A 19,346-nucleotide genomic window follows, 5' to 3' on the forward strand; every position below is an offset into this window, starting at 1 on the left:
GGCGCCGCCCAAATTTAATGTTCCCGCCACCCGCCGCTCATGGTAGGGGCTGAGCGTTGCAACAGAAATATCAGAGGTTCGGGTGACACAGGCAATTGTCGTGATGGGAGTGAGCGGCTCCGGCAAGTCCACGGTCGCGGAAGCGGTGGCTGAGAAACTGGGCGTTGCCTTTATAGAAGGCGACAAGCTGCACCCGAAATCCAATGTCGATAAAATGTCCGAGGGCATTCCGCTGACTGACGAAGACCGCTGGCCGTGGCTCGATCTGATCGGTGCGGAACTGCGCAAGGGCAGCGACGGCAAGGGTGTCGTGGTTTCCTGTTCGGCCCTCAAGAAAATCTATCGCGACCGCCTTCGTGAGGCGACCGGTGGTCCACTCGCTTTCGTTTATCTCGATGGCAGCCTGGAACTTCTCAGCCGGCGCATGGGTGAACGCAAGGGCCATTTCATGCCGCTCTCGCTGCTTCAGACCCAGCTTGCCACGCTGGAAGTGCCGACCGGCGAACCGGGCGTCGTCACCGTCAATATCGACACCACACCGGAAGAAATCACCGCAAATGCACTGGCCGGCCTGAAGACGGTAACGTTCTAGAGGCCGAGTTTATCTCTCAGCCCGTACCACCATGCACCAAGTACGGTCAGCGGCACGCGGAACGTCTTGCCGCCGGGGAACGGGTAATTCGGCAGGGAACTCCAGATATCGAAACGTTCGGCGTGGCCCGCAACGGCCTCGCCCAATATCTTGCCGAGCAGGTGGGTGGTCGTGACGCCATGGCCGCTATCGCCGTGTGAGAAATAGATATTGTCCGAAAGCCTGCCCATATGAGGGATGCGCGTCAGGGTCAGCGCGAAGTTGCCACTCCAGGCGAATTCGATCCTGGTCTTTTCCAGTTGCGGAAAGGTCTTCAGCATATTCGGCCGGATCACACCCGTCAGGTCGGTCGGGTCGCTGCCGCCATAACCGATGCCGCCACCGTAAAGCAGGCGATTATCCGAGGTGCGGCGATAATAATCGAGAATGTAATTGGCATCCTCGACGCAATAATTGGCGGGCAGAAGGGCCTCGATCAGATCCGCATCGAGCGGCTCCGTCGCCATGACCTGACTTGAGACCGGCATCATCCGCTCGCCGATTTCCGGCAGCAAAGTGCCGAGATAGGCGTTGCCGCAGACGAGAACATATTTCGCCTTCACGCTGCCCGTTGCCGTGCGCACAATGGGATTGACGCCCTGCTCCACCGCGATGACGCGCGAATTTTCGAATATGCGGGCTCCGAGGCTCTCGGCCGCCGCCGCCTCGCCCTGCACCAGATTGAGCGGATGGATGTGGCCACCGAAGCGGTCGATCATGCCGCCGGCATAACGGTCGGTCTTCACATAGTGGCCGACATCCGCTTTGGAGACCATTTCGAGGCCGCCATGACCGTGCTTTTCCCAATGGGCTTTGTGAGCTTCCATTTCGTGAATCTGCTTCGGCGTAAAGGCCGCGAAGAAGCCGCCATCGACGAGATCGCAGTCGATGGCGTATTTCGCGACGCGACCGCGGATGATCGCGCCGCCTTCCAGCGACATTTCTCCGAGCTTCACCGCTTTTTCGTGGCCATAACGTCGGGCGATTGTTTCGAGATCGCGGCTATAGCCATTAACGATCTGGCCGCCATTGCGGCCCGAAGCGCCGAAGCCGACCCGCACACCTTCCAGAACGATGACCGAATAGCCACGTTCACTGAGTTCCAGCGCTGCGGAAATGCCCGTGAAACCGCCACCGATGATGCAGACATCGGTTTCCAGCGCGCCTTCGAGCGTCGGTCGCACGGTTTTGACATTGGCGGAGGCCGCGTACCATGACGATGTATGGCCGGGATTGGGAATGTTCGTTACCTCAGCCATCTCACACCGTCCTGATATAGGCGTCATATTCGACGTCGGTTACACGCAGGGAAAATTCGGAAAGCTCCTGCTGCTTGCAGGCGGAAAACAGCGTCCGGTACTTCTGGCCAAGCGTTGCATAGGCAAAGCTCGACCGTGTGAAGCGCTGCAACGCATAGTCCCAGTTGGTGGGAAGCGGTTCGTGATTGATGGCGTGGCTGTCACCGGCGATCGCGCCGCCCGGCTGGCGCTTCTCCTTCATGCCGGCAAGCGCGGCGCTCAGGATCATCGCAAGTACCAGATAGGGATTGGTATCGGCACCGGCCACCCGATGTTCGATACGCGTCGCGACCTTGCTGGCAACGATGACGCGCACGGCCGCCGAGCGGTTATCGATGCCCCAGGAGGCGTAGGTCGGTGCGTGTTCGCTGGGGGTCAGGCGACGATAGGAATTGGCATGGGGCGCGAAGATCGCCATGCTCTCCCCCATGTTTTCCAACAGGCCGCCGACCGAATGCATCAGCGCATCCGACGGACCGTCTTCCCCGGCATAGATATTCCTGCCGTCCTTATCGAGAACGGAAAAATGCACATGCATGCCGTTGCCGGCCTGCAATCCATAAGGCTTGGCCATGAAAGTGGCGTCGAGTTCATGCCGCCGCGCCACACCCTTGACGATACGTTTCAGGAAAACGGCGAAATCGGCGGCCTGCAGGGCATCCGGGACGTGGTTGAGGTTGATCTCATATTGCCCGGGACCATTCTCCCGCAGCGTCGTATCGGCAAGCACGCCCTGGGCACGGCAGGCCGTCGCGATATCATGAAAGACATCCTCGAAATCCTGCAATTCGGAAATGGACAGAACCTGCGTCTGGCCGGTGTGCCAGCGCCCCTCACGGCTATGCGGAGGGCGCACCGGATCAAGCGCCGAACGAACGGGATCGATCAGGTAAAATTCAAGTTCAGTGGCCACGACCGGCGTGAGGCCAGCCCTTTTATAGGCGCCGAGAACCTGCGACAGAACATGACGCGGATCGCCATAAAAACCTGATCCATCCGGGTTTTTCATCGCCAGCAGAACCTGGGCGGTCGGACGGCCAAGCCAAGTCACCCGCGACAGCGTGCCGGGAACGGGGAAACAAAAGCCATCCGGATCACCCGTCCCTTCGGCAAGACCTGCGGCGTGCACATCCCGGCCCCAGATATCCAGCGCATAGACGGATCGCGGGATCGCCATTCCCTTTTCAAGCACGTCGATTGCCCGCTCGCGCGGAATCCATTTGCCGCGCGGAACGCCATTCGCGTCTATGACGAAAGCTTCGAGAATTTCGATATCGGGATTATCGGCGAAAAATTTCTTTGCGTTTTCAATATCATACATCATGCACCAGCAAGCCGTTTCCATCTCGTTTCATGCGCAGCGAGTTTCGCTAACGAAAGTCGTCCTGCTGCTGATAGATGAGAAACCTCGCCACCATGATGACGTTTGCCCTTTTTCCCCTTTGCATGGGACCATGTTACGTGGCCCGTTCCAGGAAGGCCAGCGGATTTAGAGCGGCGGAGATAAAAATGGAATCGCTCCGCCTCTCTAAGTTTTTGTTTGAGCATCGGATTTTACGAAAACCACGCTAAATTTTTCGGGCCGATGCGCCAGCCATCAGGGATTGAACCTTTCCGGACGATAGGCATCAATCGCGATAACGGGCGCTTCTCCGAGCATGGTTTCGGCCAGAACACGGCCGGTGATCGGCCCAAGGGTGAGACCATGGTGGGCATGGCCGAAGGCGAACCACAGGGTTTTATGGCGCGGCGCCTTACCGATGATCGGCATCATATCGGGCGTGCACGGCCGCGCGCCCATCCACGGCTCCGCATCCAGCCTACCGCCAAGGGGAAAGACGGTGCGGGCAACCCGTTCCGCCCGCTCGATCTGCACGGGGGATTTCGGCGCATCGCGTTCGGCAAATTCCGCACCGGTCGTCAGGCGAATGCCTTTTCGCATCGGCGCCAGGAAATAACCGCGCTCGGCATCGATCAGCCAGTTGTTGAGCTTTGTGCCCTGCTGTGGTGCATAATGCATGTGATAGCCGCGCTTCACACCGAGCGGGAAGCGATAGCCCAGCCTTTCCGTCACCGTGTCCGCCCAGGGCCCCAAAGCGACGACAGCATGTTCGGCCTCCACAGCGCCGGTTTCGGTGCGCACCGTCCAGCCGCTTGTCGTCTGGCTGAGGGTGGAGGCATCCCCGCGAACAAAGGTTCCGCCGAGACTTTCAAACAATTTGACATAGGCAAGCGTCAGCGCGTGTGGATCGCGGACTGACCAGGGATCATTCCATTTCAGGCTGCCGACGAAATCCCGGCTGAGATGCGGTTCGGCCGTGGCCAGTTCGTTGGCATCGAGCTTCGAGTGCGAAATGCCATGGTCACGATTGAGACGCTCGGCCACGGCATAGTCGGCGTCCCGCCTTGCGGCGGTCCTGTAGGCCGTCATCCAACCGTTTTTCACGATCAGATCGCCAGCTTTCGCTTCGTCGATCAGGATACTATGCTCAGAGACCGAATGCTCGATCAGCGGTGTATAGGCAAGGGTAATCGCGGCATGTCGCGATGCTGCGGAATGATACCAGTAGCGGCCAAGGAAAGGCGCAATCCTCGGCAGTGCGGAGAGCCGATAACGGACATCGATCCTGTTGTTCAACGAATAGCGCAGCAGCAGCGTAAGGTCGTGCGTGAAACCATAAGGTACCACGCCCTCCCTCTGGATCAGCCCGGCATTGCCGAAAGAGGTCTCTTCGCCCGGTCCGCGCCGGTCGACCAGCACCACCGATTTGCCCCTTCGGGCCAGTTGCAACGCGACGGAGACCCCGATGATCCCCGCTCCCAAAACGACCACATCCGCTGCCATCGCAATCAATCCGTTTCCATGTCACGTCCATCGCAACATGGGTCGGCATTTTCCGCGAAGCAACAGAAAAATCATCGTCTTAATGGAAAGGTGATGCGTCTTACTGGCTGACCGCTTTCGTTTTCACTGCCTCAATGTTGAAGGCGGCAGCCAGCAGCGCTTTGGTGTAGTCCTGCTGCGGATTGGCGAAAATCTCCGCCGCCGGACCGCTCTCCACCACCTTGCCATGGCGCATGACGATCAGGTCATTGGCGAGCGCCTTCACCACCTTCAGGTCGTGGCTGATGAAGAGGTAGGCGAGTTCATGCTTCGCCTGGAGATCGCGCAGCAGATCGACCACCTGCGCCTGCACACTCATATCGAGCGCGGACGTCGGTTCGTCCAGCATGACGAAACGCGGTTTCAGCACCATGGCGCGTGCAATGGCGATGCGCTGGCGCTGGCCACCGGAAAATTCGTGCGGATAGCGCCAGCGGGTCGCCGGATCGAGGCCCACTTCTTCCAGTGCGACCGCAACGCGGGTGTCACGCTCGTCAGCGGAGAGAGACCGCTCATGGACCTTGAGGCCTTCGGCGATGATTTCGCCCACCGACATGCGCGGGCTGAGCGAACCATAGGGGTCCTGAAACACCACCTGCAGCCGGTTCCTCAGTGGCTTCATCATTTCATAGGAATAGTGGTCAATCGACTGGCCGATGAAGCTGATACGCCCTTCAGAGGCGATCAGCCGGGAGAGAGCGAGACCGAGCGTCGTCTTGCCGGAACCGGATTCACCCACAACGCCAACCGTCTGTCCGGCGCGCAGGGTAATATCGATGCCATCGACCGCCTTCACATGGTCGACCACCCGGCGCATCAGCCCCGCCTTGATGGGGAACCAGACCTTGATATCGTCGCCCTGCATGACCACCGGTTTGGTCGCATCGGAATGCGGCGGCTCGCCCTTCGGCTCCGCCGCCAGAAGATGGCGGGTATAGGCGTGCTGCGGATCGTTGAAAACCTGCTCCACGGTGCCGGTCTCGACAATCTTGCCCTTGGTCATGACGCAGACGCGGTCGGCAAATTTGCGGACAATGCCGAGATCGTGGGTGATGAACAGCATGGACATGCCGTGCTTCGTCTTGAGGTCGCTCAGAAGTTCGAGGATCTGGGCCTGAACCGTCACGTCGAGCGCCGTCGTCGGTTCGTCGGCGATCAGCAGTTTCGGCCGGTTGGCAAGCGCCATGGCAATCATCACGCGCTGCCGCTGGCCGCCGGACAATTCATGCGGATAGGCCTTCAGGCGCCTTTCCGGTTCGCGGATACCCACCTGCAGCAGCAGCTCCAGCGTGCGCGCCCGCGCCTGCGCTCCGGTAATTGCCTGATGCAGTTCCAGAATCTCGCCGATCTGCCGCTCGATGGTGTGGAGCGGGTTGAGCGAGGTCATCGGCTCCTGGAAAATCATGGTGACGTCGTTGCCGCGGACCGCACGCAGGGAGCGTTCCGGCAAAGTCAGCATATCCTTGCCGTCGAACAGGATTTTTCCCGATGGATGGCTTGCCGCCGGATAGGGCAGCAATTTGAGAATGGAGTTCGCCGTCACGGACTTGCCGGAACCGGACTCGCCAACGAGGGCGACGACCTCACCCGGCATCAGATCGAAAGAAACGTGATCAACGGCTATGCTGGTCGCGCCGCCCTGGTGGAAAGCGACGGAGAGATCACGGACGGAGAGAAGGGGTTGGGTCTTTATTTCCGTCATGGCGATCACCGGAACGTCTTGCGTGGATCGAAGGCGTCGCGCACCGCTTCACCGACGAAAATCAACAGTGAGAGCATGATGGACATGGTGAAAAACGCAGTGAGGCCAAGCCAGGGGGCCTGAAGGTTGTTCTTGCCCTGCGCGATCATCTCACCCAGCGACGGCGATCCCGGCGGCATGCCGAAGCCGAGGAAATCGAGCGAGGTCAGTGTGGTGATCGATCCGGAAAGGATGAAGGGCAGGAAGGTCAGTGTCGCCACCATGGCGTTTGGCAGAAGGTGGCGGAACATGATCGTCCAGTTGCCGACGCCAAGCGCACGGGCGGCGCGGACATATTCGAAGTTTCTGGCCCGCAGGAATTCGGCGCGGACAATACCGACGAAGCCGACCCATGAAAAAAGCAGCATGATGCCGAGTAGCACGAAGAAGCCCGGCGGCAGGATGGCCGCGATGATGAGCAGGATATAAAGCACCGGCATGGACGACCAGATTTCGATGAAACGCTGCAACAGCAGGTCAGTCCAACCGCCGAAATAACCCTGGATCGCGCCGGCGGTGACGCCGACAAGGGCCGACGCAATGGTCAGCGTCAGACCGAACAGCACGGAAATACGGAAACCGTAGATCATCCGCGCCGTGACATCGCGGGCCTGATTGTCCGTTCCGAGCCAGTTGAGGTTGCCGAGGGTGCAGCCGGGATCGGCATTGCCTTGCGGATAGGCCGAGCAGCGGTCTTTTTCGTCCATCAGCCAGAACGGCGCGGTAGGTGCCGAATGGGGAATATTGGAATTGACCGTCTGATAGGAATAACGGATCGGCGGCCAGATCATCCAGCCATTGGCGTTGATCTCGTCCTGAATGAAGGAGGATTTGTAATCGGTCTGGGCAAGGAAGCCGCCGAATTTTTCCTCCGGATAATCCACCATGACGGGCACCAGCAGCTCGCCCTTGTAGGAGGCAAGGACGGGTTTGTCATTGGCGATGAATTCCGCGATCAGGCTCAGGAAAAACAGGATCAGGAACAGCCAGAAGGACCAATAACCGCGCCGGTTCGCCTTGAAATTCTGCCAGCGGCGTTTGGTGGTCGGCGAAAACCACGGGCGCTTCGGCTTTTCTATCGTTTCGGCTGCGGCGGTATGGGCAAGCGTCATCACACGTCCCTCCGCTCGAAATCGATACGCGGATCGATCCACGTATAGATAAGGTCGGAAATGAGGCCGACCACGAGGCCCATCAGCGAGAAGATGAAGAGCGTGCCGAACACGATCGGATAGTCACGGTTGACGACCGAGAGATAACCGAGGCGGCCAAGGCCATCGAGCGAGAAGATATTCTCGATCAGCAGCGATCCGGTGAAGAAGGCCGAGATGAAGGCGCCCGGAAAACCGGCGATCACGATCAGCATCGCATTGCGGAAGACATGACCATACAGAACCTTGCGCTCGGTGAGCCCCTTGGCGCGGGCGGTGATGACATATTGCTTCTTGATCTCGTCGATAAAGGAATTTTTGGTCAGAAGCGTCGTTGTCGCGAAAGCCGAGAGCGACAGCGCAATGAGCGGCAGGGTCAGGTGCCAGAAATAGTCGATGATCTTCTGCCACCAGTTCAGCTGATCAAAATTATCCGACACCAGACCGCGCAGCGGAAACCAGTCGAAGAACGATCCGCCGGCGAATAGCACGATAAGCAGGATACCAAACAGGAAGCTCGGCACGGCATAACCGATGATGATGATGCCGGAGGTCCAGACGTCGAAGGTCGAGCCGTCGGACACGGCCTTCTTGATGCCGAGCGGAATGGAGATGATGTAGGAAATAATCAGGATCCAGAAGCCGAGCGACGCGGACACCGGCAGCTTGTCGATGATGAGATCAATGACAGAAGAATTGCGGAAGAAGCTGTCGCCGAAATCGAAGCGGATATAATTCCACATCATTTCGAGAAAACGGGTGAGCGGCGGCTTATCGAAGCCGAACTGCTTTTCGAGCTTGGCGATCAGTTCCGGATCGAGACCCTGCGCGCCACGATATTTCGAACCGCTGTCATCGAAACCGCCGGACTGGCCCATGAGATCGCCGCCGCCCGAGAGCCGGTCGGAGGCGCTGTCGCCCTGCCCGGTCAACTGCGCCACGACCTGTTCTACCGGGCCGCCCGGCGCGAACTGGATGACGAGAAACGAAATGCCCATAATGCCGATGATGGTCGGGATCATCAGCGCCAGACGTCTAAGGATATAGGCGCCCATCAGCCTCTGCTCCCGGCCGATACGTCAGCGGTTTTCGTTTCTGTCAAACCCGGTCCTTTCCTGAAAGCGCTGCCTGCGCTTTAAGCGATTCGTCTCGCCCTATGTGAATCAAGCCTTCGGTGCGAAAGCAAGGCCAGCGTCAGTTCGCGGCCTGGCTGGACCACCAGGCCTCCGGAAAACCCACGCCATATTCGGGCAGGTTTTCAGGCCGATTTAGGGTGTTCCAGTAGGCGATGAACATCTCGCCACGGTAAAATTGCGGAATAACATAGCTGTTTGCCAGAAGCACCCGGTCTAGCGCGCGGGCGGCGGCCACCTGCTCATCCCGGTTGGGCGCAAATATAACCTTCCGGACCAGAGCATCGATGGCGGGGTTCTTGATGCCGGCAATATTGTTGGACCCTTGCCGGTCGGCGGCGGCCGAGCCCCAGAAATCCGCCTGTTCGTTTCCGGGGTTCGCGGAAGTCGCCCAGAGCTTGACGATCACGTCATAATCGAAGCTGCGGGTGCGGTTGGTATATTGCGAGGCGTCGACTGTCCGGATCGTCGCGTTGATGCCGATCTTCTTGAGGTTCTGGACATAGGGAAGGATGGTTCTTTCCATGCCGGCGGAATCGATCAGAAACTCCATATCGAGCGGCTGTCCGGTTTTCGCATTGACCATGCGGTTGCCGCGCAGCTCGTAACCGGCCTCCTTCATCAGCCTGACCGCCTCGCGCAGATTGTCGCGCTGCTTGGCGGGGTCGCCTGCCACGGGGTTGCGATATTCTGTCGTGAAGACCTCCGGCGGAACCTGATCCTTCAGTTCCTGAAGAATTTCCAGCTCTCGCCCGGTCGGAAGGCCGGAAGAGGCCAGCTCGCTGCCCATGAAGAAGCTGTTGATGCGCTGGAACTGGCCGTAAGCCAGCGTTCGGTTCAGCTCCTCGAAATCGAAAGCGTAGTTGAGTGCCTTGCGCAGGTTCGGGTTCTGGAATTTTTCGCGGCGCATGTTCGGCACAAAGGCCTGCATGATGCCGACGGAACGATAGATATTCGGCAGTTCTTCCTTCTTGACGCGGCCTTCCTTGACGGCCGGGAAATCATAACCCGTGACCCAGCGGCTGGAGGAGGCTTCCTGCCGGAAATCGACGGTGCCGGACTTGAAGGCCTGGAATTCGACATCCTGATCGGCGAAGAAGGTGTAGGCGATGGTTTTGAAATTGTTCAGCCCGACATTCACGTTGACGTCCTTGCCCCAGTAGTCGTCGCGGCGTTCATAAGTAATTGTCGAGCCGGGAGAGACTGAGGCAATCTTGTAGGGGCCGGAACCCATCACCGGCTCCAGCGTGCCACGCGATATGTCGCGCGGCTTGCCATCCGGGCCGGCGGCTTCCCACCAGTGCTTGGGAACGATCAGCAATTGCCCGACAATCTGCGGCAATTCGCGATTGTTCTTTTCATCGAAAGTGAAGGTAATGTCCCTTTCGCCGCTCACCTCCGCCTTGGTGACATGGGTGTAATAGGTCGCAAGCTGCGGGCTCAAATCCTTGGCCTTTTCGAAGCTGAAGACGACATCCTCCGGCGTCACCGGCTTGCCATCCGCCCATTTCGCCTCCGCGCGCAGCCGGAAGGTGGCTTTCGAAATATCGTCCGGATAGCTCACGCCCTCCGCCAGAAGACCGTAGGAAGCCGACAGCTCCTCTTTCGTCGATTTCATCAACGTATCGAAAACGAGCGAAAGGCCGGTCGCCGCCTCGCCCTTGGCGAGCAGCGGATTGAGGGTATCGAAGGTGCCCGCCGTCGACAGGCGAAGGGTGCCGCCTTTCGGCGCTTTTGTATTCACATAGTCGAAATGATCGAAGCCATCGGGATGTTTCAGTTCCCCGACCGTCGAAATCCCCTTTCGCCATACATCGGCCGATTGTGCGGAGGCCGCCGCCGGTATCAGCAGGGCGGATGCCGCAAGAGCGATGAGGAAGCGGGATTTCAGTGGTGCCAATATCATTGGGGGAATGTCCCTGTTTTCGTGTTTGTTGGAGAGAGCATAAAACAAAGATTGGCAAAAAACAGATGCACTGCCTCACAAGCTCTTTATCGGCGTCTTTATCCTCATGCTTTGGCGCCAGCGGTCGAAACATGGTTTCAACAAAATCCCGTTCCAGTTTATCTTGAGGGGAAGAGAATCATCTGATCGGACGGGCACGACTATATGACGGCGGGATCATCCAGAGTTTTCAAGGCGGCCATGCTGGCGATTTCGGTTGTTTCCGCGGTGCAGCTGCAGGCGCAAACCGCATCGGCTGAAGACAGGCCGGCGAAAGAAGTGTTTGGCCACATGGCTCTGCCTTCCGCCGCAACCTCGCAGCCGATCGGCTCCTATGCCAAGGGATGCCAGTCCGGCGCGATCGCCATGCCGACGGATGGTCCGGGCTGGCAGGCCATGCGCCTTTCCCGCAACCGGCGCTGGGGCCAGCCGCAGCTGATTTCCTTCCTCGAGCAATTTTCGCAGGACGCCCAGAAAATCGGCTGGCCGGGGCTGCTGCTGGGCGATATTTCCCAGCCGCGCGGCGGGCCGATGCTGACTGGCCATGCCTCGCACCAGATCGGTCTCGATGTCGATATCTGGTGGCGGCCGATGCCCACGCCCCGGCTGAGCGTGGAGCAGCGTGAAACGGTGCCTTTCGTATCCATGCTGGACAAGAGCAAGTTTCTGACGGTGGACGACCGCAAATGGTCGCCGCTCAATGCCCGGCTGGTGATGATGGCCGCAAGCTATCCGCAAGTGGAGCGGATTTTCGTCAACCCGGCGATCAAGCAGAAACTCTGCCAGACCTGGACGGGCGACCGCACCTTCATGGGCAAGATCAGGCCGATTTACGGTCACGACGAGCATTTCCACGTCAGGCTCGAATGCCCGCCCGGCGCGCCCAACTGCAAACCGCAGGCGGCCGTGGGCAAGGGTGATGGCTGCGACAAGTCGCTGGCCTGGTGGTTCAGCAAGGAGCCCTGGGCGCCGCCGAAAAAGGATCCGAACGCCAAGCCGGTAAAACCCCGCCCCGTCATGGTTTCCGACCTGCCATCGGCCTGCGCTGCCGTGGCTGCCGCTCCTTCCGCCAATCCGGAGGGTTTTGCCGCCCAGGCCTATTCCCCGGCCCAGGCCGTGCGGCAACAGAGCGTCGAACAGGTCATCCAGAATGCTCCGGCCATTCAGCCGCCTTCAGATATTCCGCTTCCGACCCAGCGTCCGACATTGAACTGATACAGAAATGCGGCATTCAACAGCTTCCCTTTTCAAATGGCGGCAAGCTGTTATAGAAGGCTTCAAATCGATTTAATTCTTTACCGGGAACAGGCTGGGGACATGGCAGGGCAACGCTGTATCGCACTCATCGCTCACGACGAGAAAAAAGACGATATGGCGGATTTCGCACGTCACCATCAAAAGGCGCTGGCCGGATTCAGGATCGTCGCCACCGGCACGACCGGCGGGCGGGTTCAGGAAGCCTGTCCGGGGCTGGATGTCATTCGCCTCAAGAGCGGGCCGCTCGGCGGCGACCAGCAGATCGGCGCGATGATCGCGACAGGCGAAGTGGACGTGCTGATCTTCTTCACCGACCCGCTGACCGCCATGCCGCATGATGTCGACGTGAAGGCGCTGACCCGGCTTGCCACGGTTTATGATATTCCCATGGCGCTCAACCGCGCGACTGCAGAAAACCTGATCGACTTCAATTCCGCCGACTGACCCACACCAACATGGAACAGGCAATGCCGAAGACGTCCGATACCGAATATCTGTCCTTTCCGATCCTTCTTGGCGACATCGGCGGCACCAATGCCCGCTTTTCCATTCTGATCGATTCCTTTGCCGAACCGGTGCACCTCACCACGGTAAAGACGGCGGAATATCCGACAATTGACGACGCTATCCAGCAGGCGGTTCTGGACAAAACTTCGCTTCAGCCGGTCTCGACCATTCTTGCCATTGCCGGCCCGATCGAAGGCGATGAAATTCCGCTCACCAATTGCCATTGGGTCGTCAAGCCAAAGGACATGCTGGCCAGACTCGGGCTGAGGGATGTCATCGTCATCAACGACTTCGAGGCGCAGGCGCTGGCGATCGCGGCTCTCGACGACGACAACCGCGACGGTATTGGCTCCGGCAAAAAGGACGTTTTGGCATCACGGGTCGTTCTTGGACCCGGCACGGGGCTCGGCGTCGCCGGCCTGGTCTATGCCCGCCATATGTGGTTCCCGGTGCCCGGCGAAGGTGGCCATATCGATATCGGTCCGAGAAGCGCGCGTGACTACGCGGTTTTTCCCCATATCGAAACCATCGAAGGCCGCGTCGCCGGTGAGCAGATTCTGTGCGGGCGCGGGCTGGTCAATCTTTACCGCGCCGTCTGCAAGGCCGATGGCATCGAAGCCATGTTTTCCGATCCGGCTGATATTACCGCGCAGGGGCTCTCGGGCCAAAATGCACAGGCCAAAGAAACGCTTTCGCTTTTCAGCACCTATCTTGGCCGCGTGGCGGGCGACCTTGCGCTGATCTTCATGGCCAAGGGCGGCGTTTATCTCGCTGGCGGCATTTCGCAGAAGATCATTCCGGCGCTGAAGAGCCCGGAATTCCGGGCCGCGTTCGAAGACAAGGCGCCGCACAGCGCGCTGATGCGGACCATCCCCACCTTCGTCGTCACCCACCCGCAGGCGGCCCTTTCCGGGCTTGCCACCTATGCGAGAACACCCTCCGATTTCGGCCTTGCGCTGGACGGGCGGCGCTGGCGAGCCTGATCGCTTTCTCCTCAAACGGGCGACCCTTCCGACGGGATACTTGCGAAGCGGGCAGACGGTCTTTAACGTCACCATTGCAAACATCAAACGTCCGATACCGGCGGGTTTCGATCCGCCCGACATGAAAAGTGAGTGAAAACATGGGCAGCGGCATGAAACTGGTTGTAGTCGGTGCGGCAGGCCGCATGGGACAGGCGTTGATCCGCCTTATTCACCAGACGCCGGGTGTCCAGCTGCATGCCGCCGTCGCGCGTGAAGGCTCTGCCGTTGTCGGTCGCGATGCCGGCGAGATTGCCGGTCTCGGCCCGATTGGCGTCGAAATCACCAGCGACCCGTTACAGGCCTTCCTGCATGCCGAAGGCGTGATTGATTTCACGTCACCGGCAACCAGCGTCACCTTTGCCGGTCTCGCTGCACAGGCCCGCATCGTGCATGTCATCGGCACCACAGGCTGCTCCCCCGAAGATGAGGAAAAATTCAAGGCAGCGTCGCGCCATGCCCGCATCGTCAAATCGGGCAATATGAGCCTCGGCGTCAATCTGCTCAGCGTTTTGACGCAGCAGGCCGCGCAGGCGCTGGATGCGCAGAATTGGGATATCGAAATTCTGGAAATGCACCACAAGCACAAGGTGGATGCGCCTTCGGGCACCGCACTTCTGCTTGGCGAAGCGGCCGCCGCCGGCCGCAAGGTCGACCTCACCGCCTCCTCCGTGCGTGTACGCGACGGACATACGGGCGCGCGTGAAACCGGCACCATCGGTTTTGCCACGTTGCGCGGCGGCTCGGTGATCGGCGAACATTCTGTGATATTCGCCGGTGAAGGCGAGCGCGTCGAGCTTTCCCACTATGCCGGCGACCGCTCCATCTTCGCGCGCGGTGCGATTACGGCAGCCGTATGGGCCCTGGACAAGAAGCCGGGCTTCTATTCCATGCTAGATGTGCTCGGTCTTTCGCAGACGGAATAAGCCGGTATTCTAATTTTCGACCGTGAATTCGACCGTATCGGCGGAAAATCGGCTGACCGCATATTGCACCGGCACGCCATCCATATCCGCGTTCAATGCCTGGGTGACGAGCAGGATAGCCCCGGGCGATAGTTCGAGATCGGTGAGATCCTGCGTATCCGCGTGGATAGCGGAAATGACGGTTGAGATACGCACATAGTCCTCCACGCCAAGCATCTTGAAAGCAGCCGTGATCGAGCCGCTTTTCTGATAGGCTTCGCCTATTCCGGCAAACCGATCCGCCGGAAACCATGTGGTCGAGCGGGACACCGGCCGGGTGTCCGCCTTGCGCAGGGTTTCAAGACGGATGAGCGGCGCACCCAACGGCATTTGCAGCCGGGTCGCAAGATCGGCACTTGCCGGCTCGGTGGTGTGAGAAAGAAGCAGCGCCTCCATCTCCTTAACCTGATCTCCGATGCCTGCCGTAAACCGCGTGCGCAGCGAAATGGGAAAGCTCAGACGTTCCTTGCGGGCGATCAACGTGCCGCGACCCTGCATCGGCTCGAGAATGCCTTCACTGGCCAGCGCGGCAATGGCACTGCGGACGGTGTGGCGGTTGACACCGAATTTTTCGGCCAGCGTCATTTCTGGCGGCAACATGCCGGTTTCGTCGTGATCGCCAGCCGCAATCTCGCCTCTGATCCGGTCGGCAATCTGCCGCCAGAGCGCCACGCCGTTCTTTCTTTTCATCGCTGCCGCAGGGCTCATGTCACACGCTTGTCATTCATCGTCGTTAATTGTAACTTATATTGTATAGTTGTCTATATCAATAGACATTAGAGGTCAAGCGATGAATAACGAAGCTGCGAATATAGATAGTGAAAGGAAACGGGTGGCGGCCCTTCTTGCCCGCGCCACCGTTCAAGAACTCGAAACTCTCTGGAACCGGCAGGATGCCAGCCCGCAGACGGAAAACGTGCGCGGGCCTGAAACCGGCCTCGTCATGGTCAAGGGCCGTATCGGCGGCGGTGGCGCGCCCTTTAATCTCGGTGAAACCACCGTAACCCGCGCAACCGTCAAGCTCGCCTCGGGAACCGTTGGCCACGCCCATGTTCTCGGCACCGGTCGCAAGAAGGCCTGGTATGCCGCCGTGTTCGATGCACTCTGGCAGGAAAGCCAGACCCGGGACTTCATCGAGAGTGAGCTTCTTTCACCTGTCGAAAAAAGACTGAGTGAAGAGAAGGCGCGGAAAACAAAGGAAACCGCTGCCACGCGGGTCGATTTCTTCACCATGGTTAGAGGAGAGGATTGATGGGTGTGAAAGCCGAAGCATTGACGGGCGGCTTTTCCAGCGCCGTGTTCGATTCCCAGCGAATTTTCAAGAAGCTGATGGACGGCATGGCCCGTCCCGGCACGCCGCAGACAATCGAAACGGCTGTCGCCCCGCCGCTACCGCTTGCCGCGGCCACCGGTGCGGTTCTGCTCGCGCTTTGCGACCACGATACGCCGGTCTGGCTGAGCGGTGCATTGCGCAAGACCGTAGTGCCGGGCTGGATCGGATTTCACACCGGCGCACCTGTGACGGAAGAAAAAGGCGCTGCGCATTTTGCCGTCATTGAAGCGGGCAGCGCCGTCGCGTCCTTCGGCCTTTTCGCCCAGGGCAGCCAGGAATATCCAGACCGCTCCACGACGCTCATCATCGAATTGTCCGATCTGGACGGTGGGCGGGAATTGCTGCTTTCCGGACCCGGCATCCGCCATATCAACATTATCAGCCCTTCCGGCCTGCCGGATATATTTCCGCGGCTTTGGGCAGAGAACAACGCCACTTTCCCGCGCGGCGTCGATGTCATCCTGACGGCCGGCGATAAATTCGTCTGCCTGCCGCGCACGACGCGCATCAAACCCGTGGAGGCATAAGAGATGTATGTTGCTGTCAAAGGCGGGGAGACCGCCATCGCCAACGCACACCGGCTTCTGGCCGACAAGCGTCGCGGAGACCGTGACCTGCCCGCCATGACCGTTGCGCAGATCGTTTCGCAGCTATCGCTCGCCGTCGACCGCGTGATGGCGGAAGCCTCGCTTTATGATCAGTCGCTTGCGGCCCTCGCCGTCAAGCAGGCGCGCGGAGACATGATCGAAGCCATCTTTCTGTTGCGCGCCTATCGCACCACGCTGCCGCGTTTCGGTTATTCGGTTCCGGTGGATACCGCCGAGATGGCGGTGCAGCGGCGTGTTTCCGCGACCTACAAGGATCTGCCCGGTGGGCAATTGCTGGGACCGACCTTCGACTACACCCACCGGCTACTCGATCCCTCCCTTCTCGAAGACGAGGCCGTCGAAACCGCAAGCCAGCGGGAGGGCGAGCCGGAATACGTCATGCGTGTTTCCGATATCCTTACTCAGGAAGGGCTGATCGAAAGCGACGGCGACATGCCAGATGACCATATTGCCGGCGACCTGACACGGGAACCCATGGAGTTTCCGATGCCACGCGACCTGCGCCTGCAATCGCTGGCGCGCGGCGACGAAGGCTTCCTTCTGGCGCTCGCCTATTCGACGCAGCGCGGTTATGGCCGCACTCACCCCTTCGTCGGTGAAATCCGTATTGGCGAAGTAGAGGTCGAACTTGATGTACCGGAACTCGGCTTTTCAGTCTCGCTTGGCGATATCAAGGTCACCGAATGCCAGATGGTCAATCAGTTCAAAGGCTCGGCCAAGGCACCGCCGCAATTCACCCGCGGCTACGGTCTGGTCTTCGGTCAGAGCGAACGCAAGGCGATGGCGATGTCGCTGGTCGACCGGGCGCTGCGCGCCGGCGAACTCGGCGAAGATGTCGTCGCGCCGGCACAGGACGAGGAGTTCGTCATTTCACATGCCGACAATGTTCAGGCGACGGGTTTCGTTGAGCATCTGAAACTGCCGCACTACGTGGATTTCCAGGCCGAACTCGGTCTGGTGCGAAAGATGCGCGCAGATTTCGAGGCGACCAATGCCAATGGCGCGGAATGGATGGGCGAAGCGGCCGAATAGCTCAGCGGCTGCCCTGCTCCCCAAACCAGTAAGCGCAAAAGACGGTCGATGCTGCAAAAACAGCAAAGAACACGGCTGCAAGAATTCCAATCTCCATGAGCTTGTACTCCTTTTTTCACAAGGCTAACGCGCAATGCTTAAAGAAGTTTCATTTGACGACGGACTGGCCGCCTACAACTTCGCCTATCTGGACGAACAAACCAAAAGGATGATCCGCCGGGCGATCCTCAAGGCAATTGCCATTCCAGGCTATCAGGTTCCCTTCGCTTCCCGCGAAATGCCCATGCCGTACGGCTGGGGCACCGGCGGCGTGCAGGTGACGGCCTCCATCCTCGGTCCTGATGACGTGCTGAAGGTGATCGACCAGGGCGCCGACGATACGACCAATGCCGTTTCGATCCGCGCCTTTTTCCAGAAGGTAGCGAATGTCAATGTCACCACCCGCACCGGCGATGCCACCATCATCCAGACGCGGCACCGGATTCCCGAGGAGGAACTGCATTCGGGCCAAGTCCTCGTTTATCAGGTTCCGATCCCCGAGCCCCTGCGCTTCCTCGAGCCGCGCGAGACTGAAACCCGTGTCATGCACGCGCTCGAAGAGTACGGCCTGATGCACGTCAAGCTTTACGAGGACATCGCCCGCAACGGCCGCATCTCCACCACCTATGCCTATCCGGTGAAGGTTGCCGGGCGTTACGTGATGGACCCCTCTCCGACGCCGAAATTCGACAATCCGAAAATGAATATGTCGGAGGCGTTGCAGCTGTTCGGTGCCGGGCGCGAAAAGCGCATCTATGCCGTACCGCCCTATACCGACGTCGTCAGCCTGGATTTCGAGGATCACCCGTTTGAAGTCCAGCGCTTCGACAAGCCTTGCGCACTGTGCGGCGCGGAGAATGTCTATCTGGACGAAGTGGTGCTTGATGACAAGGGCGGACGCATGTTCGTGTGCTCCGATACCGACCATTGCGAAGACCGCCGCGCCCATGGCCACAAGGGCCACCTGCTGGCGGATGTGAAGGAGGCCGCAGAATGAGCGACGCACCGCTTTTGAAAGTCCGGGACGTTTCCAAATATTACGGCGACCGTGCCGGTTGCCGCAACGTCTCCTTCGAGCTTTACCCTGGCGAGGTGCTCGCCATCGTCGGTGAATCCGGTTCCGGCAAGACCACGCTTCTCAACTGCATTTCCACCCGATTGATGCCAACGGCTGGAAGCGTGGAATATCGCATGCGCGACGGCTCCATGCGTGATCTCTACCACATGGGTGAGGCTGAACGACGTTTCCTGATGCGGACCGACTGGGGTTTCGTGCATCAGAACCCGGCGGATGGCTTGCGCATGGCGGTGTCTGCCGGCGCCAATGTCGGCGAGCGGCTGATGGCTGTTGGTAACCGGCATTACGGTAATATCCGCCAATCGGCCAGCGAATGGCTGGAGCGGGTGGAAATCGGCACCGACCGTATCGATGACCAGCCGCGCGCCTTCTCGGGCGGCATGCGCCAGCGCCTGCAGATCGCCCGCAACCTCGTTACCTCCCCGCGTCTCGTTTTCATGGATGAGCCGACCGGTGGCCTCGATGTCTCGGTGCAGGCGCGCCTGCTCGATCTCGTACGCGGCCTCGTCAACGATCTCGGGCTTGCCGTCGTCGTCGTCACCCATGATCTGGCCGTCGCGCGGCTGCTATCGCATCGGATGATGGTGATGAAGGGCGGCGACGTCATCGAGCACGGTCTGACGGACCGGGTGCTGGACGATCCGCGCGAGCCCTACACGCAGTTGCTTGTTTCCTCCATTTTGCAGGTCTAGCCGCGTTGCTCTGAAAAGTGGTCCCCGGTT

18 protein-coding genes are annotated in these 19,346 nt (G+C 59.6%); 10 read left to right on the forward strand and 8 right to left on the reverse strand.

What is annotated here, in order from left to right; translation table 11 throughout:
- Positions 1-103: 103 nt before the first annotated feature.
- Positions 104-592, forward strand: coding sequence for a gluconokinase (locus ACFVTJ_RS16160; protein WP_386909243.1), 489 nt, complete (start codon positions 104-106; stop codon positions 590-592).
- On the opposite strand, the gene ACFVTJ_RS16165 is transcribed toward ACFVTJ_RS16160, so the two are convergent.
- From ACFVTJ_RS16165 to ACFVTJ_RS16195, 7 genes are all read right to left on the reverse strand, one after another.
- The gene (locus ACFVTJ_RS16165) at positions 589-1,890 is read right to left on the reverse strand and encodes an NAD(P)/FAD-dependent oxidoreductase (RefSeq protein ID WP_386909017.1); all 1,302 of its coding nucleotides are present in this window, start codon (positions 1,888-1,890) and stop codon (positions 589-591) included. The two genes, ACFVTJ_RS16160 and ACFVTJ_RS16165, sit on opposite strands and share 4 nt — an antisense overlap.
- Before the next feature lies 1 nt (position 1,891).
- On the reverse strand, positions 1,892-3,253 hold the full coding sequence (locus ACFVTJ_RS16170; RefSeq protein WP_386909019.1) for a glutamine synthetase family protein: 1,362 nt from the start codon (positions 3,251-3,253) through the stop codon (positions 1,892-1,894).
- A gap of 273 nt (positions 3,254-3,526) precedes the next feature.
- Entirely contained in the window at positions 3,527-4,774 is a 1,248-nt protein-coding gene (locus ACFVTJ_RS16175; protein ID WP_386909021.1) for an NAD(P)/FAD-dependent oxidoreductase, read from the reverse strand.
- 100 nt (positions 4,775-4,874) lie between these two features.
- Positions 4,875-6,515, reverse strand: coding sequence for an ABC transporter ATP-binding protein (locus ACFVTJ_RS16180; RefSeq protein WP_386909023.1), 1,641 nt, complete (start codon positions 6,513-6,515; stop codon positions 4,875-4,877).
- A gap of 5 nt (positions 6,516-6,520) precedes the next feature.
- A complete protein-coding gene (locus ACFVTJ_RS16185; protein ID WP_080833080.1) occupies positions 6,521-7,666 on the reverse strand; it encodes an ABC transporter permease in 1,146 nt (381 codons plus the stop codon).
- The gene (locus ACFVTJ_RS16190; protein ID WP_020812944.1) at positions 7,666-8,760 is read right to left on the reverse strand and encodes a microcin C ABC transporter permease YejB; all 1,095 of its coding nucleotides are present in this window, start codon (positions 8,758-8,760) and stop codon (positions 7,666-7,668) included. Before ACFVTJ_RS16190 ends, ACFVTJ_RS16185 begins: the two co-directional genes overlap by 1 nt.
- 139 nt (positions 8,761-8,899) lie before the next feature.
- A complete protein-coding gene (locus ACFVTJ_RS16195) occupies positions 8,900-10,744 on the reverse strand; it encodes an extracellular solute-binding protein (RefSeq protein WP_386909026.1) in 1,845 nt (614 codons plus the stop codon).
- A gap of 204 nt (positions 10,745-10,948) precedes the next feature.
- On the opposite strand from ACFVTJ_RS16195, the gene mepA reads away from it, so the two are divergent.
- The 4 genes from mepA to dapB all read left to right on the forward strand — a co-directional run bounded on the left by mepA (position 10,949) and on the right by dapB (position 14,495).
- Positions 10,949-11,998 (forward strand): penicillin-insensitive murein endopeptidase, encoded by a 1,050-nt coding sequence (gene mepA, locus ACFVTJ_RS16200; RefSeq protein ID WP_386909028.1) that lies wholly within the window; start codon positions 10,949-10,951, stop codon positions 11,996-11,998.
- A gap of 102 nt (positions 11,999-12,100) precedes the next feature.
- A complete protein-coding gene (locus tag ACFVTJ_RS16205; protein WP_386909030.1) occupies positions 12,101-12,484 on the forward strand; it encodes a methylglyoxal synthase in 384 nt (127 codons plus the stop codon).
- A 23-nt stretch (positions 12,485-12,507) separates the two neighbouring features.
- On the forward strand, positions 12,508-13,530 hold the full coding sequence (locus ACFVTJ_RS16210) for a glucokinase (RefSeq protein ID WP_386909032.1): 1,023 nt from the start codon (positions 12,508-12,510) through the stop codon (positions 13,528-13,530).
- A 140-nt stretch (positions 13,531-13,670) separates the two neighbouring features.
- Positions 13,671-14,495: a 4-hydroxy-tetrahydrodipicolinate reductase gene (dapB, locus tag ACFVTJ_RS16215; RefSeq protein WP_386909245.1), complete on the forward strand. Its 825-nt coding sequence runs from the start codon at positions 13,671-13,673 to the stop codon at positions 14,493-14,495.
- A 9-nt stretch (positions 14,496-14,504) separates the two neighbouring features.
- On the opposite strand, the gene phnF is transcribed toward dapB, so the two are convergent.
- A complete protein-coding gene (phnF, locus tag ACFVTJ_RS16220; RefSeq protein WP_386909034.1) occupies positions 14,505-15,242 on the reverse strand; it encodes a phosphonate metabolism transcriptional regulator PhnF in 738 nt (245 codons plus the stop codon).
- A gap of 82 nt (positions 15,243-15,324) precedes the next feature.
- Between phnF and phnG the strand changes: the two genes are divergently transcribed.
- The 5 genes from phnG to phnK all read left to right on the forward strand — a co-directional run bounded on the left by phnG (position 15,325) and on the right by phnK (position 19,316).
- On the forward strand, positions 15,325-15,786 hold the full coding sequence (phnG, locus tag ACFVTJ_RS16225) for a phosphonate C-P lyase system protein PhnG (RefSeq protein ID WP_386909036.1): 462 nt from the start codon (positions 15,325-15,327) through the stop codon (positions 15,784-15,786).
- The gene (gene phnH / locus ACFVTJ_RS16230) at positions 15,786-16,394 is read left to right on the forward strand and encodes a phosphonate C-P lyase system protein PhnH (protein ID WP_386909038.1); all 609 of its coding nucleotides are present in this window, start codon (positions 15,786-15,788) and stop codon (positions 16,392-16,394) included. Before phnG ends, phnH begins: the two co-directional genes overlap by 1 nt.
- 3 nt (positions 16,395-16,397) lie before the next feature.
- Positions 16,398-17,507, forward strand: a complete 1,110-nt coding sequence (locus ACFVTJ_RS16235) for a carbon-phosphorus lyase complex subunit PhnI (RefSeq protein WP_386909040.1) — start codon at positions 16,398-16,400, stop codon at positions 17,505-17,507.
- Positions 17,508-17,640: 133 nt separating this feature from the next.
- A complete protein-coding gene (locus ACFVTJ_RS16240; protein ID WP_386909042.1) occupies positions 17,641-18,543 on the forward strand; it encodes an alpha-D-ribose 1-methylphosphonate 5-phosphate C-P-lyase PhnJ in 903 nt (300 codons plus the stop codon).
- On the forward strand, positions 18,540-19,316 hold the full coding sequence (phnK, locus tag ACFVTJ_RS16245; protein WP_004439249.1) for a phosphonate C-P lyase system protein PhnK: 777 nt from the start codon (positions 18,540-18,542) through the stop codon (positions 19,314-19,316). Before ACFVTJ_RS16240 ends, phnK begins: the two co-directional genes overlap by 4 nt.
- The last annotated feature ends 30 nt before the right edge of the window (positions 19,317-19,346 follow it).

It is taken from the genome of Agrobacterium sp. NPDC058088 (assembly GCF_042885035.1).
GTDB lineage: Bacteria > Pseudomonadota > Alphaproteobacteria > Rhizobiales > Rhizobiaceae > Agrobacterium.

Bases quoted from the DNA above. Each gene is read 5' to 3' on its own strand.
- ACFVTJ_RS16160 (WP_386909243.1), top strand. From the start codon at position 104: ATGGGAGTGAGCGGCTCCGGCAAGTCCACGGTCGCGGAAGCGGTGGCT.
- ACFVTJ_RS16165 (WP_386909017.1), bottom strand. From the start codon at position 1,890: ATGGCTGAGGTAACGAACATTCCCAATCCCGGCCATACATCGTCATGG.
- ACFVTJ_RS16170 (WP_386909019.1), bottom strand. From the start codon at position 3,253: ATGATGTATGATATTGAAAACGCAAAGAAATTTTTCGCCGATAATCCC.
- ACFVTJ_RS16175 (WP_386909021.1), bottom strand. From the start codon at position 4,774: ATGGCAGCGGATGTGGTCGTTTTGGGAGCGGGGATCATCGGGGTCTCC.
- ACFVTJ_RS16180 (WP_386909023.1), bottom strand. From the start codon at position 6,515: ATGACGGAAATAAAGACCCAACCCCTTCTCTCCGTCCGTGATCTCTCC.
- ACFVTJ_RS16185 (WP_080833080.1), bottom strand. From the start codon at position 7,666: ATGACGCTTGCCCATACCGCCGCAGCCGAAACGATAGAAAAGCCGAAG.
- ACFVTJ_RS16190 (WP_020812944.1), bottom strand. From the start codon at position 8,760: ATGGGCGCCTATATCCTTAGACGTCTGGCGCTGATGATCCCGACCATC.
- ACFVTJ_RS16195 (WP_386909026.1), bottom strand. From the start codon at position 10,744: ATGATATTGGCACCACTGAAATCCCGCTTCCTCATCGCTCTTGCGGCA.
- mepA (WP_386909028.1), top strand. From the start codon at position 10,949: ATGACGGCGGGATCATCCAGAGTTTTCAAGGCGGCCATGCTGGCGATT.
- ACFVTJ_RS16205 (WP_386909030.1), top strand. From the start codon at position 12,101: ATGGCAGGGCAACGCTGTATCGCACTCATCGCTCACGACGAGAAAAAA.
- ACFVTJ_RS16210 (WP_386909032.1), top strand. From the start codon at position 12,508: ATGCCGAAGACGTCCGATACCGAATATCTGTCCTTTCCGATCCTTCTT.
- dapB (WP_386909245.1), top strand. From the start codon at position 13,671: ATGGGCAGCGGCATGAAACTGGTTGTAGTCGGTGCGGCAGGCCGCATG.
- phnF (WP_386909034.1), bottom strand. From the start codon at position 15,242: ATGAGCCCTGCGGCAGCGATGAAAAGAAAGAACGGCGTGGCGCTCTGG.
- phnG (WP_386909036.1), top strand. From the start codon at position 15,325: ATGAATAACGAAGCTGCGAATATAGATAGTGAAAGGAAACGGGTGGCG.
- phnH (WP_386909038.1), top strand. From the start codon at position 15,786: ATGGGTGTGAAAGCCGAAGCATTGACGGGCGGCTTTTCCAGCGCCGTG.
- ACFVTJ_RS16235 (WP_386909040.1), top strand. From the start codon at position 16,398: ATGTATGTTGCTGTCAAAGGCGGGGAGACCGCCATCGCCAACGCACAC.
- ACFVTJ_RS16240 (WP_386909042.1), top strand. From the start codon at position 17,641: ATGCTTAAAGAAGTTTCATTTGACGACGGACTGGCCGCCTACAACTTC.
- phnK (WP_004439249.1), top strand. From the start codon at position 18,540: ATGAGCGACGCACCGCTTTTGAAAGTCCGGGACGTTTCCAAATATTAC.